The organism is Polaromonas sp. P3_B4 (assembly GCF_056402835.1).
Genome location: NZ_JBFUGQ010000001.1, coordinates 1046144 through 1059628, shown reverse-complemented (window position 1 = coordinate 1059628; position 13485 = coordinate 1046144). Strand labels below are relative to the sequence as shown.

16 protein-coding genes are annotated in these 13485 nt (G+C 59.2%); 4 read left to right on the top strand and 12 right to left on the bottom strand.

Translation table 11 applies throughout. The features are described from left to right. Positions 1-37: 37 nt before the first annotated feature. From pstA to pstS, 3 genes are all read right to left on the bottom strand, one after another. Positions 38-898, bottom strand: a complete 861-nt coding sequence (gene pstA, locus AC1DVV_RS05205; RefSeq protein ID WP_457278656.1) for a phosphate ABC transporter permease PstA — start codon at positions 896-898, stop codon at positions 38-40. Beyond that, positions 895-1860, bottom strand: a complete 966-nt coding sequence (pstC, locus tag AC1DVV_RS05200) for a phosphate ABC transporter permease subunit PstC (RefSeq protein WP_477667228.1) — start codon at positions 1858-1860, stop codon at positions 895-897. Before pstC ends, pstA begins: the two co-directional genes overlap by 4 nt. Positions 1861-1977: 117 nt before the next feature. Then, on the bottom strand, positions 1978-3021 hold the full coding sequence (pstS, locus tag AC1DVV_RS05195; RefSeq protein WP_457278658.1) for a phosphate ABC transporter substrate-binding protein PstS: 1044 nt from the start codon (positions 3019-3021) through the stop codon (positions 1978-1980). A gap of 228 nt (positions 3022-3249) precedes the next feature. Here pstS and AC1DVV_RS05190 point away from each other — a divergent pair, with 228 nt between their 5' ends. From AC1DVV_RS05190 to AC1DVV_RS05175, 4 genes are all read left to right on the top strand, one after another. Then, positions 3250-3729, top strand: coding sequence for a fasciclin domain-containing protein (locus tag AC1DVV_RS05190; RefSeq protein WP_457278659.1), 480 nt, complete (start codon positions 3250-3252; stop codon positions 3727-3729). 169 nt (positions 3730-3898) lie between these two features. Continuing rightward, a complete protein-coding gene (locus AC1DVV_RS05185) occupies positions 3899-5038 on the top strand; it encodes an ABC transporter substrate-binding protein (RefSeq protein ID WP_477667227.1) in 1140 nt (379 codons plus the stop codon). A gap of 323 nt (positions 5039-5361) precedes the next feature. Further along, positions 5362-6861: an exopolyphosphatase gene (gene ppx / locus AC1DVV_RS05180; protein WP_477702622.1), complete on the top strand. Its 1500-nt coding sequence runs from the start codon at positions 5362-5364 to the stop codon at positions 6859-6861. Between the two features lie 126 nt (positions 6862-6987). Continuing rightward, complete coding sequence (locus tag AC1DVV_RS05175) at positions 6988-7455, top strand: hypothetical protein (protein WP_477689032.1); 468 nt, start codon at positions 6988-6990, stop codon at positions 7453-7455. Between the two features lie 59 nt (positions 7456-7514). On the opposite strand, the gene AC1DVV_RS05170 is transcribed toward AC1DVV_RS05175, so the two are convergent. From AC1DVV_RS05170 to AC1DVV_RS05130, 9 genes are all read right to left on the bottom strand, one after another. Beyond that, positions 7515-7979, bottom strand: coding sequence for a YcxB family protein (locus AC1DVV_RS05170; RefSeq protein ID WP_477707122.1), 465 nt, complete (start codon positions 7977-7979; stop codon positions 7515-7517). A gap of 861 nt (positions 7980-8840) precedes the next feature. Next, the gene (locus AC1DVV_RS05165; protein WP_477702107.1) at positions 8841-9365 is read right to left on the bottom strand and encodes an SLOG cluster 4 domain-containing protein; all 525 of its coding nucleotides are present in this window, start codon (positions 9363-9365) and stop codon (positions 8841-8843) included. Positions 9366-9444: 79 nt separating this feature from the next. Next, positions 9445-10188 (bottom strand): AAA family ATPase, encoded by a 744-nt coding sequence (locus tag AC1DVV_RS05160; RefSeq protein WP_477702108.1) that lies wholly within the window; start codon positions 10186-10188, stop codon positions 9445-9447. A 65-nt stretch (positions 10189-10253) separates the two neighbouring features. Continuing rightward, a complete protein-coding gene (locus AC1DVV_RS05155) occupies positions 10254-10670 on the bottom strand; it encodes a hypothetical protein (RefSeq protein ID WP_477702109.1) in 417 nt (138 codons plus the stop codon). A gap of 193 nt (positions 10671-10863) precedes the next feature. Next, positions 10864-11361 (bottom strand): GNAT family N-acetyltransferase, encoded by a 498-nt coding sequence (locus AC1DVV_RS05150; RefSeq protein WP_477667221.1) that lies wholly within the window; start codon positions 11359-11361, stop codon positions 10864-10866. 62 nt (positions 11362-11423) lie between these two features. Next, positions 11424-11753, bottom strand: coding sequence for a cupin domain-containing protein (locus AC1DVV_RS05145; RefSeq protein ID WP_477667220.1), 330 nt, complete (start codon positions 11751-11753; stop codon positions 11424-11426). 117 nt (positions 11754-11870) lie between these two features. Beyond that, positions 11871-12281: a hypothetical protein gene (locus tag AC1DVV_RS05140; RefSeq protein ID WP_477702110.1), complete on the bottom strand. Its 411-nt coding sequence runs from the start codon at positions 12279-12281 to the stop codon at positions 11871-11873. 96 nt (positions 12282-12377) lie between these two features. Beyond that, positions 12378-12629, bottom strand: coding sequence for a hypothetical protein (locus tag AC1DVV_RS05135; protein WP_477702111.1), 252 nt, complete (start codon positions 12627-12629; stop codon positions 12378-12380). Between the two features lie 381 nt (positions 12630-13010). Next, complete coding sequence (locus AC1DVV_RS05130; RefSeq protein WP_477670896.1) at positions 13011-13484, bottom strand: SixA phosphatase family protein; 474 nt, start codon at positions 13482-13484, stop codon at positions 13011-13013. Position 13485: the final 1 nt, after the last annotated feature.

The window sequence follows — 13485 nt, the reverse complement described above, 5'->3', positions numbered from 1 at the left end:
GTTGTGTTGTGTGGTCTAAAGGAAAGGCGTCAGCCTGTCAGTTTTTGGCGCGTGTCAGCACGCGCGCCAGGATGTTCAGGCCAAGCACGGCCATGGTGATCAGGAACACGCCTGCCCATGCCAGCTGCTGCCAGTTCTCATAAGGGCTCAGCGCAAACTTGAAGATCGTCACGGGCAGGCTGGCCATGGGCTGGCTCAGGTCAGACGTCCAGAACTGGTTGTTCAGCGCGGTGAAGAGCAACGGCGCTGTTTCACCGGCAATCCGCGCCACGGCCAGCAGAATGCCGGTCGTCACGCCGGCGCGTGCGGCGCGCAGCGTGATGCTGGTGATCACCTTCCACTTCGGCGCACCCAGGGCGTAAGCCGCTTCACGCAGGCCCGGCGGCACCAGCTGCAGCATGTTTTCCGTCGTGCGAATCACCACGGGAATAACGATCAGCGCCAGCGCCAGGACACCGGCCCAGCCCGAATAGGACTTGAACTGCGACACGACGACCGTGTAGACAAACAAGCCGATCACGATGGACGGCGCGGACAGCAGGATGTCGTTGACAAAGCGCGTCACAGACGCCAGCATGCCCTTGGTGTTGTACTCGGCCAGGTAGATGCCCGCCATGATGCCGATCGGCGTGCCCACAAACGTGGCCAGCAGCACCATGAGGAAGGAGCCGTAAATCGCGTTGGCGATACCGCCCTCTTCATTGGGTGCCGGCGTCATCTGCGTCAGCGTGGCCAGCGAAAGCCCGCCCACGCCCAGGCGTATGGTTTCCCACAAAATCCATGCCAGCCAGAACAGGCCGAAGGACATGGCCGCCAGGGAGAGGACCAACGCGATCCGGTTGACCCGCTTGCGGCTGGCGAACTTGGCCAGGCGCGCGTCGTGTGCCGCGGTACTCATGTTTTCACCCCTTCACTCTTTCGCAGTTGGGCCAGCAGCAGCTTGGACAGCGACAGCACGACAAACGTGATGAAGAACAGCACCAGGCCCAGGTAGATCAGCGCCGCCTGGTGCAGGCCCTCGCCGGCTTCAGCGAACTCGTTGGCCAGTGCCGACGTGATGCTGTTGGCGGCCTGAAAGAGGCTCAGCGAATCGAGCTGGTTGAAATTGCCGATGACGAAGGTCACCGCCATGGTTTCGCCCAGTGCACGGCCCAGGCCCAGCATGATGCCGCCCACCACACCGGCTTTGGTGTAGGGAAGCACGACCTTGGAGACAACTTCCCAGGTGGTGGAGCCCAGCCCATAGGCGGACTCCTTGAGCAGCACCGGCGTGACCTCGAACACGTCCCGCATCACCGAGGCGATGAAAGGAATGATCATGATCGCCAGGATGATGCCGGCCGACAAAATACCGATGCCCACAGGAGGGCCAGACACCAGCGCGCCCAGGTAAGGCACGCCGCTCAGCATGCTTTGCAGCGGCTGCTGCACGTAGGTGGCCAGGATGGGGCCGAACACCAGCAGGCCCCACATGCCGTAGACGATGGACGGCACGGCGGCGAGCAGCTCGATGGCGGTGCCCAGCGGCCTTTTGAGCCATGCGGGCGACAACTCGGTCAGGAACAGCGCAATGCCGAAGCTCACCGGCACCGCGATGAGCAGTGCGATCAGTGACGTGGCAATGGTGCCGTAAATCATGACCAGCCCGCCGTACTCGCCCTTGACAGGGTCCCAGACGCTGCTCGTCAGGAAGCCGAGGCCGTATTTGCTGATCGCCGGCCATGCCCCGATGACGAGGGAAACCAGGATGCCGGCCAGCAGGGCCAGTGTCAGCCAGGCCGCGCCCTGCGCAGCCCAGCCGAAAAGCCGGTCTGCCAGGGGGCTTCTGCGCACAGTGCTGCCAGGAGGAGGATTGGTCATAGCGCGTCCGGTCGCTTTTGCCGGGTGGTCAAAAGCGGCCCGGCTAGCCGGAAGTGTAGAGGACACGTGAGAAACCCCTATGGTGTGTAACGACTGGGAAAAATCAGCTGGCTGTGCTTACTTGTAGGCAACCGTCTTGCCCGATGCATCCTTGATGTCGCCCCAGGCTTTTTCGATGATGGTCTTCACAGCGGCAGGCATGGGCACGTAGTCCAGGTCGTCGGCGGTTTTGTCGCCGTTTTTGTAAGCCCACTCAAAGAACTTGAGCGAAGCGGCGGCCTGGGCAGGCTTGTCCTGGACTTTCTGCATCAGGATGAAAGTAGCGCCGGTGATGGGCCACGAATCCTTGCCGGGCTGCTCGGTCAGGATCTGGTAGAAGCTCTTGGACCATTCGGCACCCGCTGCAGCAGCCTTGAAGGCGCCATCTTCCGGCGACACGAAATTGCCGGCCGCATTCTTCAGCTGGGCAAAGGTCATCTTGTTCTGCTTGACGTAAGCGTATTCCACGTAGCCGATCGAGTTGGGCAGACGACCGACGAATGCCGCCACACCTTCATTGCCCTTGCCGCCTGCGCCCACTGGCCAGTTCACTGCGGTGCCCTCGCCCACTTTGGACTTCCACTCGGCATTCACCTTGCTCAGGTAATTGGTGAAGATAAAGCTGGTGCCGGAGCCGTCGGCACGGCGAACCGGTGCGATGGCGGCGTCAGGCAGGGGCAGCGTGGGGTTCAGGGCCTTGATGGCCGGATCGGTCCACTTGGTGATCTTGCCGAGGTAGATGTCGCCCAGCACCTGGCCGCTCAGCTTGAGCTGACCGGGGGTGATGCCCTTGATATTGACCACAGGAATGACGCCGCCGATCACCGTGGGGAATTGCATCAGGCCTTTTTTGGCCAGTTCTTCGTCTTTCAGGGGCGCATCGGAAGCGCCGAAATCGACGGTTTTGGCTTCAATCTGGCGCAAACCGGCGCCGGAACCCACCGACTGGTAATTGATCTTGACGCTGGTAGCCTTGTTGTAATCAGCGGCCCACTTGGAATACAGGGGGGCGGGGAAGCTGGCGCCGGCGCCTGTCACGTCCTGGGCTGCAGCCAGCGTGGCGAACGACGCGAGGGCAACGCCCATCACAGTAGTCAGGGAAGCTTTGAAAGTCAGGTTCATCAGAACACCTCTTGGGTTGGGATTGGTCGAAACTGGTTGGGATTGATCGGAAAGATGCGTCGACTGTAGGAATCTTGTGTGACAAGGATGTGACAAATATGACAGCCTCCCGGTGGGCTGCCGTCCCTCTATAGCGTCACAAAACCTTCAAATTACCGTCACGAATCTGTCACCGGGTTCTCCTACCCTTGGCCTCGTCTTAATCAGGATTAATCAGGAGAATCTTTCATGTTGAACCGCCGCTTTCTGGTCCTCGCCACCGCCGTTGCCGCCCTCGCCGGCTGCGCCACCACCTCCACCCCGGTGTCCGTGGCAGACACGATTGCCACCCAATCGCAGCTCAGCACCCTCAATGGCCTGGTAGCCAAAGCCGGGCTGACCGACACACTCAAGGGCACCGGCCCCTACACCGTGTTCGCGCCCACCAACGCGGCCTTCGCCAAAGTGCCAGCCAAAACCATGGACGAGCTCGCCAAAGACCCGGCCAAGCTCAAGGCGGTTCTGGCCTACCACCTCATTCCCGGCAAGGTAATGGCTGCCGACGTCAAAAACGGCAACGCCAAAACCGTCAATGGCGCCAATGTGGCGCTCTCCAAGGCCGGAGAATTCGTCACCATCGAGGACGCCATGGTCCAGACCGCCGACATTTCCGCCACCAATGGCGTCGTTCACATTGTGGACAGCGTGCTGATCCCACCCGCCAAGTAAGCCCACGGGTGCTGGAACGGGTCAAGCCGGAAGGTTTGACCCGTTTTTTATTGAATTTGTGCAATTTCGTGTTCCATCCCTTATGGAGCCAGCGCAAGCAGCTATTGTTTTAATAGCAATCCATGCACGGCGAGCCACCTCGCACCGGGGAACATCCATGCCAGCTCAAATGCCTTTACCTTTAGTCAGTCGCCGCCGGCTGCTGCGTCGCGCCGGCCTGGTCGCCGCAGCAATTACAAGCCCGGCCTGGGCTCAGCCCGGCAAGGGCGCCTCATCGCGCAGCGTTGTCGTGGCCCAGCCGGTTGATTTTTCCCAGGCGCAGCAGGATGTGTCCAAGGACTTCCTGATCGGCTCACGCGCCGCCTGGCAGGACATCAACTTGCGCGGCGGCGTCCGCGGCAGGCAGGTCCAGCACCTGGCGCTGGAAACGGACGGCACCCCCGCAAGCCTGCGCACGGCACTGGACTCGGTCAAGGACAACCCCCTCTGCATGGTGCTTTCCGGCAGTGTCGGCGACCAGGTTGCCAGCCAGATCGTGGCGCTGTCCCGCCAGGGCGGGCTGGGCATCCCCCACGCCGCCCCGTGGCTGCAAAACTCCAGCCTCGAAATCGACGACAAGACCTTTCCCATCTTCGCCGCGCGCCAGGAACAGATTGCCTATGCGCTCAAGAGCCTTTCGACCATGGGCCTCAAGGAGCTGGGTGCGATTTACGCCACAGCACAGGACCATGCCGCCTATCACACGGACGTCGAGCGCATCGCCCTGGACATGCAACTGAAGCTGCAGCCCTTCAAGGCAACAGACGACCTGCGTGCACTGGGTCAGAAACTCACGCCCCGTACACCCGCCGTGCTGCTTTTTGTGGGCGGAACGCCGGAGCTCGCCGAATTCACCCAGGGCCTGGAAAAGCAGGCTCGCCAGCGCTATGTCGTGGCATTGGCCGATGTGAACCTGCAAACCATGCTGCAGATGGGCGCGGCGCGCAACACGCCGGTCATCGCCACCCAGCCGGTGCCCCTGGTCAACGCCAGCCTTCCGGTGGTCAGAAGCTACCGTGAAACGCTTTCGCGCCTCTTCGACGAGCCGCCCACGCCGCTGAGCCTGGCAGGATTCATTGCAGCACGCTACACCTACGAAGTGCTCAATGACGTCGATGGCCCCCTGAACCGCCAGAGCGTTCTTGCCGCCTTCCAGCGCCGCACAAAGTTCGACGTCGGCGGATTCAGCATCAGCTTCAACCCCCAGCGCAGAAGCGGCACCTACGTCACGCAAAGCATGATGACGGTCGATGGCCGGTTGATCGGCTAGGCAGGGCCTGTGAACACTGTGTTTGCAAATGCGAATGGGGTGAAAACGGCGCCACTCCGCGTTGCACTCCTCACCCAGACTCCCGGTCTGGGATTCGTCACGCGCCTTGATTGGCGCCGTTTTCACCCCATTCCCTCCGGGTTGCGATCAAAAAGGCCCTGCGCGGCGTTGCAAAGCCTTGACGGGGTTCACCCCGCCTGCGTTTTACGCCTTGCTCATGGCCTTTTTGACTCGCAACGCATCTTGCAAACACAATGTTCACAGACCCAGAAATGCTGATGCGAGTCCCGCGCGAATGCTATGGCAAGCCCTTAAACTCAGGTATGCAAAATGGAACGCTGCTCGCCGCTGTAGACCTCGGGTCCAACAGCTTTCGACTGGAAATCGGCCGCTTTGATGCCGGCCAGATCCACCGCACCGAATACCTCAAGGAAACCGTTCGCCAGGGCAACGGGCTGGATGCCGACCGCAACCTGACCCCGGAAGCCATGCAGCGAGGCTGGGACTGCCTGGCGCGCTTCGGCGAACGGCTGGCCGGTTTCAAGAAGTACCAGGTCCGCGCCGTCGCCACGCAGACCCTGCGCGAAGCGCGCAACCGCGAGGAATTCCTGGCGCGCGCCCACAAGATCCTCGGTTTTGCCATCGACGTCATCCCGGGCCGTGAAGAAGCCCGCCTCATTTACCAGGGCGTTGCTCACCTCCTGCCGCAGTCCGATGAACGCCGGCTGGTGGTGGACATAGGCGGGCGCTCCACCGAAATGATCCTCGGCAAGGGGCTGGACGCGCGCACCATGGAGTCCTACCGCGTCGGCAGCGTGGCATGGTCCATGAAGTATTTCCCCGACGGGCAGTTCACCCCACGTGCTTTCCAGACAGCGGAAGTCGCCGCCAAGGCAGTTCTCGACGAAGCCGTCAACATCTACCGCGCCGATGCGTGGGACACCGCCTATGGGTCTTCCGGCACGATTGGCGCCGTCAGTGACGTACTGACAGCTTCGGGCTGGCCTGCGGGTATGGTCACGCAAGAAGGCCTCGACTGGCTGCTGGACCGATTGCTCAAGGCGCAAAGCGCCGACCGGCTCAAGCTCGACGGTATGAAGGACGACCGTCGCGCCGTCATAGGCGGCGGTGTGAGCGTGCTGAGGGCCGTGTTCGACCTGCTGGGCATCGCGCAAATGGAAGCCGCACAAGGCGCCTTGCGCCACGGTGTGCTCTATGACCTGGTGGACCGTGAGCAGGATTTGACCGATTTGCGCTCCACCACCGTGCAACGCCTGGCCAGCAAATTCGGCGCGCACGCCGCGCAGGCGCAGCGGGTCAGCAAAGTCGCCAATCACCTGTTCGCGATGGCCAGCGCCGGCATGCCCCGCGCCGACTCGGAGCGCTTCCAGCGCAAACTCGAATGGGCCGCACAGCTTCACGAAATCGGCAGCCAGATTTCCCATAGCGACTATCACAAGCACGGCGCCTACATCCTGGACAACGCCGACGCGCCGGGTTTTGCCCTGCCCGAACTGCATCGCCTGAGCCTTCTGGTGCTGGGCCACCGCGGCAAGCTTCGCAAACTCGAAGTCAACTTTGAAGACCGCGTGTTTATCCAGCAACTGCTGTGCCTGCGCCTGGCGGTCATCCTTTGCCATGCCCGGCGCGACCCTGACCTGAAAGGCCTTCAGCTTGAGAGCAGCGCTGAACCCGGAAAGATTTTTGTACTGAACTGCCGCCCCGGCTGGGCGCAGGCCTTCCCGCAATCGGCCCATCTGCTGCAGGAAGAAGTTCTGGCGTGGCAAAAAACGCCGTGGACGCTGGTTGTGCCCGGCCCCTGAGCCGTTCCTTTCGCCCCGCTTCGCATGAGCACGGCCATCGCCGGGTTGTGGCTTGACCATTTTTGATGAAACCGTATAAACTGTATATACGGTTTATTTGACCGCACCCCAAAAAAGGATCAATCCATGGCTACCAGCAAAAAAGCAACTGCAAAACCCGCCGCACCGGCACCTACCGCGCCCAAGGCACCCGTGAAAACCGCCGCCAAGCCCACCCCGAAAAAGGCGTCCCCCGCCAAGGCCCCGACCGGCAAAGGCACGGTCAAGAAAGCCATCGTGAAAAAGGCCGGCGCCAAAAAGCCTGCGGCCAAACCGCAGGCCACCGCTAAGCCTGCCAAGCCCGCCAAAGCCGCAAAGCTGGAAAAGACCAAAAAGCCAAAATTGGTGCGCGACAGCTTCACCATTCCGAAAGCCGAATACGTGGTGTTGGACGACCTCAAGCAGCGCGCCGCCAAGCTCACCCGCCCCGCCAAGAAAAGCGAACTGCTGCGCGCAGGCATCAAGTTGCTAGCCAGCATTTCCGATGCGGCTTTCCTGACCGCGCTCGAGCAGGTTCCCGCCATCAAGACCGGCCGGCCCACGCTCGGCTCTTAAGCTATACCGAGGAATCTTCCCGCGCTCGCAAGAGCGCGGAGTTTTGCGCTTGTGTCCGGCTAGGCACTACTTGTCGCACCGCGCTGAAGCTCGGATAAAAACTCGGCCTCATGGGCCGGAGACCTGAAACAGCGACGAGGGATGATGTGAAACGACCCGCTTCGCATCTCGATGAACGCGAAGGCTCTTGTTTTGTTCGCCCCTCGTATTCCGCTCCATCTTGCCAAGGTTTCATTGACCGCAGTCCTCTCCGTCAGCCCGTCTGCCGTCAGCGCATATTCGTGCTCGCCAAGCACACCATCGCCGTCCTTTAATCCATTCCGAATGCGCAGTAGCGTGAAGACGATAGAGACAGCAACTGAGAGTAACGAGCCCAGGGATGCAGAGATCGCAAGTACGAGCACTTCGACTGGCTCTTGCGGAAGGCCTTTCGCAACCGCCATGACACCACCCACAACAACCGTCCAGAGCACCCAAGCCTTCAGCAAAGGACCTCGACGCGTCAAACGTGCAAAAACGGCCATGGTGATGTCCCTCTTCGCAAGATTCGTGTGGACGGAATGCATTTCTGGAGCGCCTAACGTTTGACATGAGGGGCGTCCAAGAGCGATAGCTCTTGGACGCCCTTCTCGATGGAAGGGTTAGGCCTCGGCATGAAGACAGAACTGACTTTCATTGCTTTTCCTCGATTGGCGCCGACTGAGAACTTGGGGGAGGGCGCTACTTCCAGATCAGGTGGCTCTCTAGTAGCTGCTCAAGCTCTTTGAATGGCAAGGTAAGGATGCGATGGTTTCTCGCAATCGACGGCTGCTAGGTCTCTTGATCGTCAGGGTCCTCTTTTGAACTTCGTGGTGGTACACGGGCATCCGCAGATAGATACCTTTCTAGTGCAGGGCCGAAAAGTGGATAGAGAGCCCAGTAAACCAGGACTGGAGCAACCAATAGGCCGACTAGGAAGGGGGCAACACCGCCTCCTACAAGGCCGAGGAACATGCCTGGCGGCCCCCAAAAGGAGAGTGTTATCAAGACTGAAAGACCAAGGCGACCGACAACTTTGGCAAGCAGCCTATTTGTTGACGGTTCAGACTTCTGAACTGCAAGTGATGTGATCCAGATTGCACCGGCGCCTAGTACTAGCGAAGGCCAGTTAACGAATACGAATTTCAGAAAATCGCGCACAGAGGCCTAACGTAATGTATGCCGCAAAACCTGCGGTATAACCTGGCGCTTGCGATCTGGTCTATACATTCAAAACTCCTGCAGTCCGCTTGCATGCCGGGTTTCAAGGAAGAATACTGCAAATTCATGCAGTTATAAAAACTCCATGAAACCGCGCAGTTCTCCCTTGCAATCTGCCCTCCCGCTTGCCGAACCAGTTCCCCAAGTCAATCCGCATTTTTGACCAACCCAAGACTGCAGAGATTTGCCTCCAGCTCGGCGATGGTGCTCCACGGCAGGATCCGGGAGTTCGCCCGATCGTCTGGAGGGTTGGACGGTAGTTCATCAGACCACCCGCCGCAACCGACCAGAGGAAGCAAAGGCCGCTTGTGCATCCAGGCCAGGTGAACCTCGGATTTGGTGCCTGCGCGACCACCGATGACGATGCAGGCATCGCCGGCAAGCGCCATCAAGAGATTGCGGGCATCTCCCATGCCACAGGGGAGCACCACCGTGGCGGGCCAATCCGGCTCGGGCATCTGGTCTGGCGGCACTATGCTGAGCACCAGGCCGTTAGCCTGAATTGCGCGCTCCGCAGCAACTCGAGTTGCGGGACTGCCGCACCCGCTTACAACGGTAATGCCCAGTTTAGCGAGCGCTTCACCAGCTTGCCCGGCAAGCTCGTAGGCGCTAGAACCCGGCTCAGCGCTGCCGAGTACACAGACTTGGGGCTTTCGATGAGAAACGATCATGGCAGGGGCGAGTTTACGATCTCACGTTTAACAGGAACCACGTGCCAGGCTTGCCAGGGCACGCAGCTCGACGGAATGGTCAGGTGTCTACGTCATCTTGAAGCAGTTGCTCGAGACGCCTTGGATAGTTGTTGAGAAAGTCCCGGGTGACAGCAAAGTGCTCTGTGTCTTCGAACGAGACCTCACTGACTCCCGACCCGTCGAACTGAATGATCTTCGCGTTTGGATAGGAAAGAAGTATCGGAGAGTGCGTTGCAATGATGAACTGCGAGTGATCCTCTACAAGCTGGTGAATGGCACTGAGTGCGGCGAGTTGGCGGCTGGGCGACAGAGCCGCTTCTGGCTCATCCAGGAGGTAGATGCCGTTGCCGCGTAGCTTGTTCAAAAGCACCGCCATGAAGGACTCACCGTGAGACTGCGTGTGCAAGGACTTGCCGCCGTAGCCTTCCAGGTAACCAGTTTCATCCATATAGCTCGCGACATTGAAGAAACTTTCGGCGCGAAGGAAATACTCATCACGAGGTTTTGGAACACCGCGAGCCAGACGCAAGCAGTCGTGAAGTGCGGATAGTGAGCCTGCAGAGTGAAAGCGCACATTCTTTGTGCCGCCTTCAGCTCCGAAGCCAAGAGCAACTGCGATGCCTTCCATGACGGTCGACTTCCCCGACCCGTTCTCTCCGACAAAGAAGGTCACGTTTGGATGGAAGTCGATGTTGGCAATCTCGCGTACAGCGGGAATGCTGAACGGGTAGGACTCGTAGTCAATATCCGCGTCTGGACGAATTGCCGCGTGAAGCAGGTAGGGCTTGGTGCGCTTGGTCATGCGAGTTGGACACCTAACGTTTGACTTAAGCGGCCTGCCGTGGGGAGGTCCGCTTGAAGGAAGGGTCAGGCGTTGCCGTTTGCATGCTGCAATCTTGCCTGAAGAAGGACTACGGCCGGCGGTGCCAGAAGAATGACGAGAAGCACAACAGGCCAGATATTACCGTCTTTGAATGCATACGCTTCGAGTAGCTCAGACCAGGCCTTGTGCTGAACGTAACGGCCAAAGCTGAACTCGAAGACCAGTGTGAGACACAACCAGGAAGCGCCAACGCAAAGACCTTGCAAGATTGTGATGCCGTGGCTGAGACGAACAAAGGCGAAAGACACAAGCATCACAAAAAGGGAAAGTAGCGCCCCGCTCATGACCAGACCAGTGGTCTTGCCAAGAACAGGAATCAGAACAATCTCGCGAAGCGCTCCGTTGGCAACGGCCAGGGCAAGTATGACCAGCCAGGCAACAAGCGGCTTGAGCAACGGCATGGAATTCCTTGCGGCGTCTAAAGTTTGACATGAACCCTCTTCTTCTCTTCTTCTCTTCTTCTCTTCTTCTCTTCTTCTCCGGGAGCCGCGCGACGTACTCTGGGCACCAAAGCACTCAAGCTTTCAGATCCCCTAACGTTTGAGATGAGAGGCGTGATCCGGCATGCCGGGGCACGTCCCCTCGATGGAAAGGTTAGGCGTCATTGCGTTGCAGTGACAACCCATAGAACTTGGTGTCAACAGCCATGACGGGAAAGCTCTCTGGCAGAGCTTCTTTGACCATCTCGTGGAAGCCATTCTTCTCGTAGAACCTGTGGGCGGCAAGGAACTTGGCTGTTGTGCCCAGGAAGACCTCTCGTACACCTTGAGCACGACACCAGCTGAGCAGTGTTTGAAGCAGCTCCTTGGCGACGCCATGCTCCGGCCCGCGATGCGAGCTGGCCACGAACATCTTGCGCAGAGCTGCCTGACAGTTTCCGATGTCTAGCAGAGCAAGTGTGCCGACAACGGCTCCCGCCTCCAGGGCGACCCAGAAGTTGCCGATGCCATGCTGATAGAAACCGGCAATGTCCTGCAGGTCTGGTTGTGCTTCCAGTGTGATCGGGATTTCGAACTCGGACTGTTGAATCGGCAGGATCACAGACACGACACCATCGGCGTGAGCCGGAGAGAAGGGGACGATTTGAATCATTGGTTCTATTCTGGCGGTGAACGTTTGAGCTGAACGACGGGCGGCGGCGTGGTAAGGAAACTTTAGACAAGCATAGTTCCGTCTTTCGCGGTACCCGGCGGTTCGATAAGTATGAAGTGAGCCTCCTCAGTGGCTACTGGGCGATGCTCGACGCCTCGTGGAACGACGAACATTTCTCCCGGGCCGAGGTGAACACTGCGATTGCGCATTTCGATTGTGATGCTGCCCTTGAGTACCAAGAAGAAATCGTCTGTATCTTCATGCTTGTGCCAAGCGTACGAGCCCATGGCTTTGGCAACCATGACTTCGTTGCCATTGAAGTGCGCAACCGTTTCGGGTTGCCATGATTCAGAAACACTTGATAGCACTGCCGAAAGGTTGACAGAGTTCATTGCGTTGCACTCTTTCTATGTGAGGTGGAATATGACGCCTAACGTAAAAATGACCGGACCACCCACACAAGCGGCGAAGCCGCCTTCTGATGTGGTGGGTCCGTGTCGATTGACATGTTAAACCTCATGCTCCGTCGCCTTTCGTATACGCCACTCGCTCAGCCGTTCAAGTACCACTTGCAGTCGCTCAGCCTGATCTTTCGTTACCGCCGCGCGTTTCATCTTTCGCAGCAGGCTCTGGTGCATATAGCCGGAGCGGAAGAAGTACGGCCTCAGCTCCAGGAAACACAGCGCGGCTTCGATTGTCTTCGCATCGCCCGCGACGATCCGAGCCTCTGCGCCCTCATAGCCCCCAGGAAATGCCAATTCGTCGTAGCGAGAGTGAAACTCTTCGCAGGCGGTCGCCCAGGTGTCTCGATCGTTCGAGCTGTTTCCGCGAGTTTTGAACGTCTCGTGTATGCGTGCATGGAGGCGCGAAACCTCTCGAGCACCGACCTGGATCTCACATTTCAAGCGCTCCGTGTCCATGCGGTTTAACGTTTGAGTTGACCGGCGCACATGACGCGTGTGCGCGCAGCGCACGGATGCATTTGTGCGTCCGTGTCGAATGACCAGTTAGGGCTCTCAGCCCAAGTGTTCTGTGTCCAAAGCATTTCGAAGACCCTCGGCTTCCTCGTCGATGTTCCAACCGCGCAAAAGTCGCCAAGCGCATGCCGCTGACGCGAGTAGGCCGCAGGGAATTGCCAGCCAGAAGTCGAAGCCACGCAGCTCCGAAAATGAATACGGATGCAACGCCCAAAGAGCCACGCAAGTGAACACGGCACCGACCAGAGCCACGAGAGCAATGCACTTCAGAACGTAGATCAGGCGCTGCATCTGTGAGCTCTAATGTAATGTATGCCGCAAAACCTGCCGTATAACCTGGCGCTTGCAATCTAATCTGGACATCAAAAACTCCTGTAAGCCGCTTTCACGCTGGATTTCAGGGCAACACGCTATAAATTTATACAGTTATAAAAATTCCGTGAAACCCCGCAATCCTCCGCTGCAGTCTGCCCGCTTGCTGGACCAGGTTCGGGAGCGGGTTCGGTATTTGCACTATAGCCTTGGCACCGAGAAAACTTGCCTGTATTGGGTCTGTTTTTTGTCCGCTGGCATGACCGCAACGGGCATGCCGTATTCGCGCGATAAGAGATCGCAAGGTAGGAGCCCTCCAGGATGACGACCACGAGCTCAACCCGTGCCGGCAAGTACCGATCAGAGAACTTCAGGCGACTGCACAGTGACCACAACAGTCTGGTTAAGGCCGTCGCGGTCCCGGCTGCGAAGCCACCAGAGTGCACCCTTCTTGACCGGGCATTCGCTTTCCTGCAAGCTGAGCAGCTGCGCGATGGCCTGCCCCAGGTTGGGCTGGTGGCCCACCACCAGAATCGGCGACCTGGCCGACGGCCATTGCACCAGTTCCAGCAACTGTTCAACTGTGGCGTCGGGCGCCAACTCACTGCGGATTTTGTATTTGCGTCCCAGCGCCAGCGCCGTCTGCTCGCAGCGCCGTGCCGGGCTGACGAAAATGCGTGCGCCTTCGGGCAACTGACGGTCCAGCCAGTTGGCCATGCGGGCCGCCTGCTTCTCGCCCCTTGACGTCAACGAACGCTCAAGATCGCTGCCGCCCTGCGGGTCACCCTCGGGCCAGTCTTCTGCCTCTGCATGACGCCACAGGATGAGGTCCATG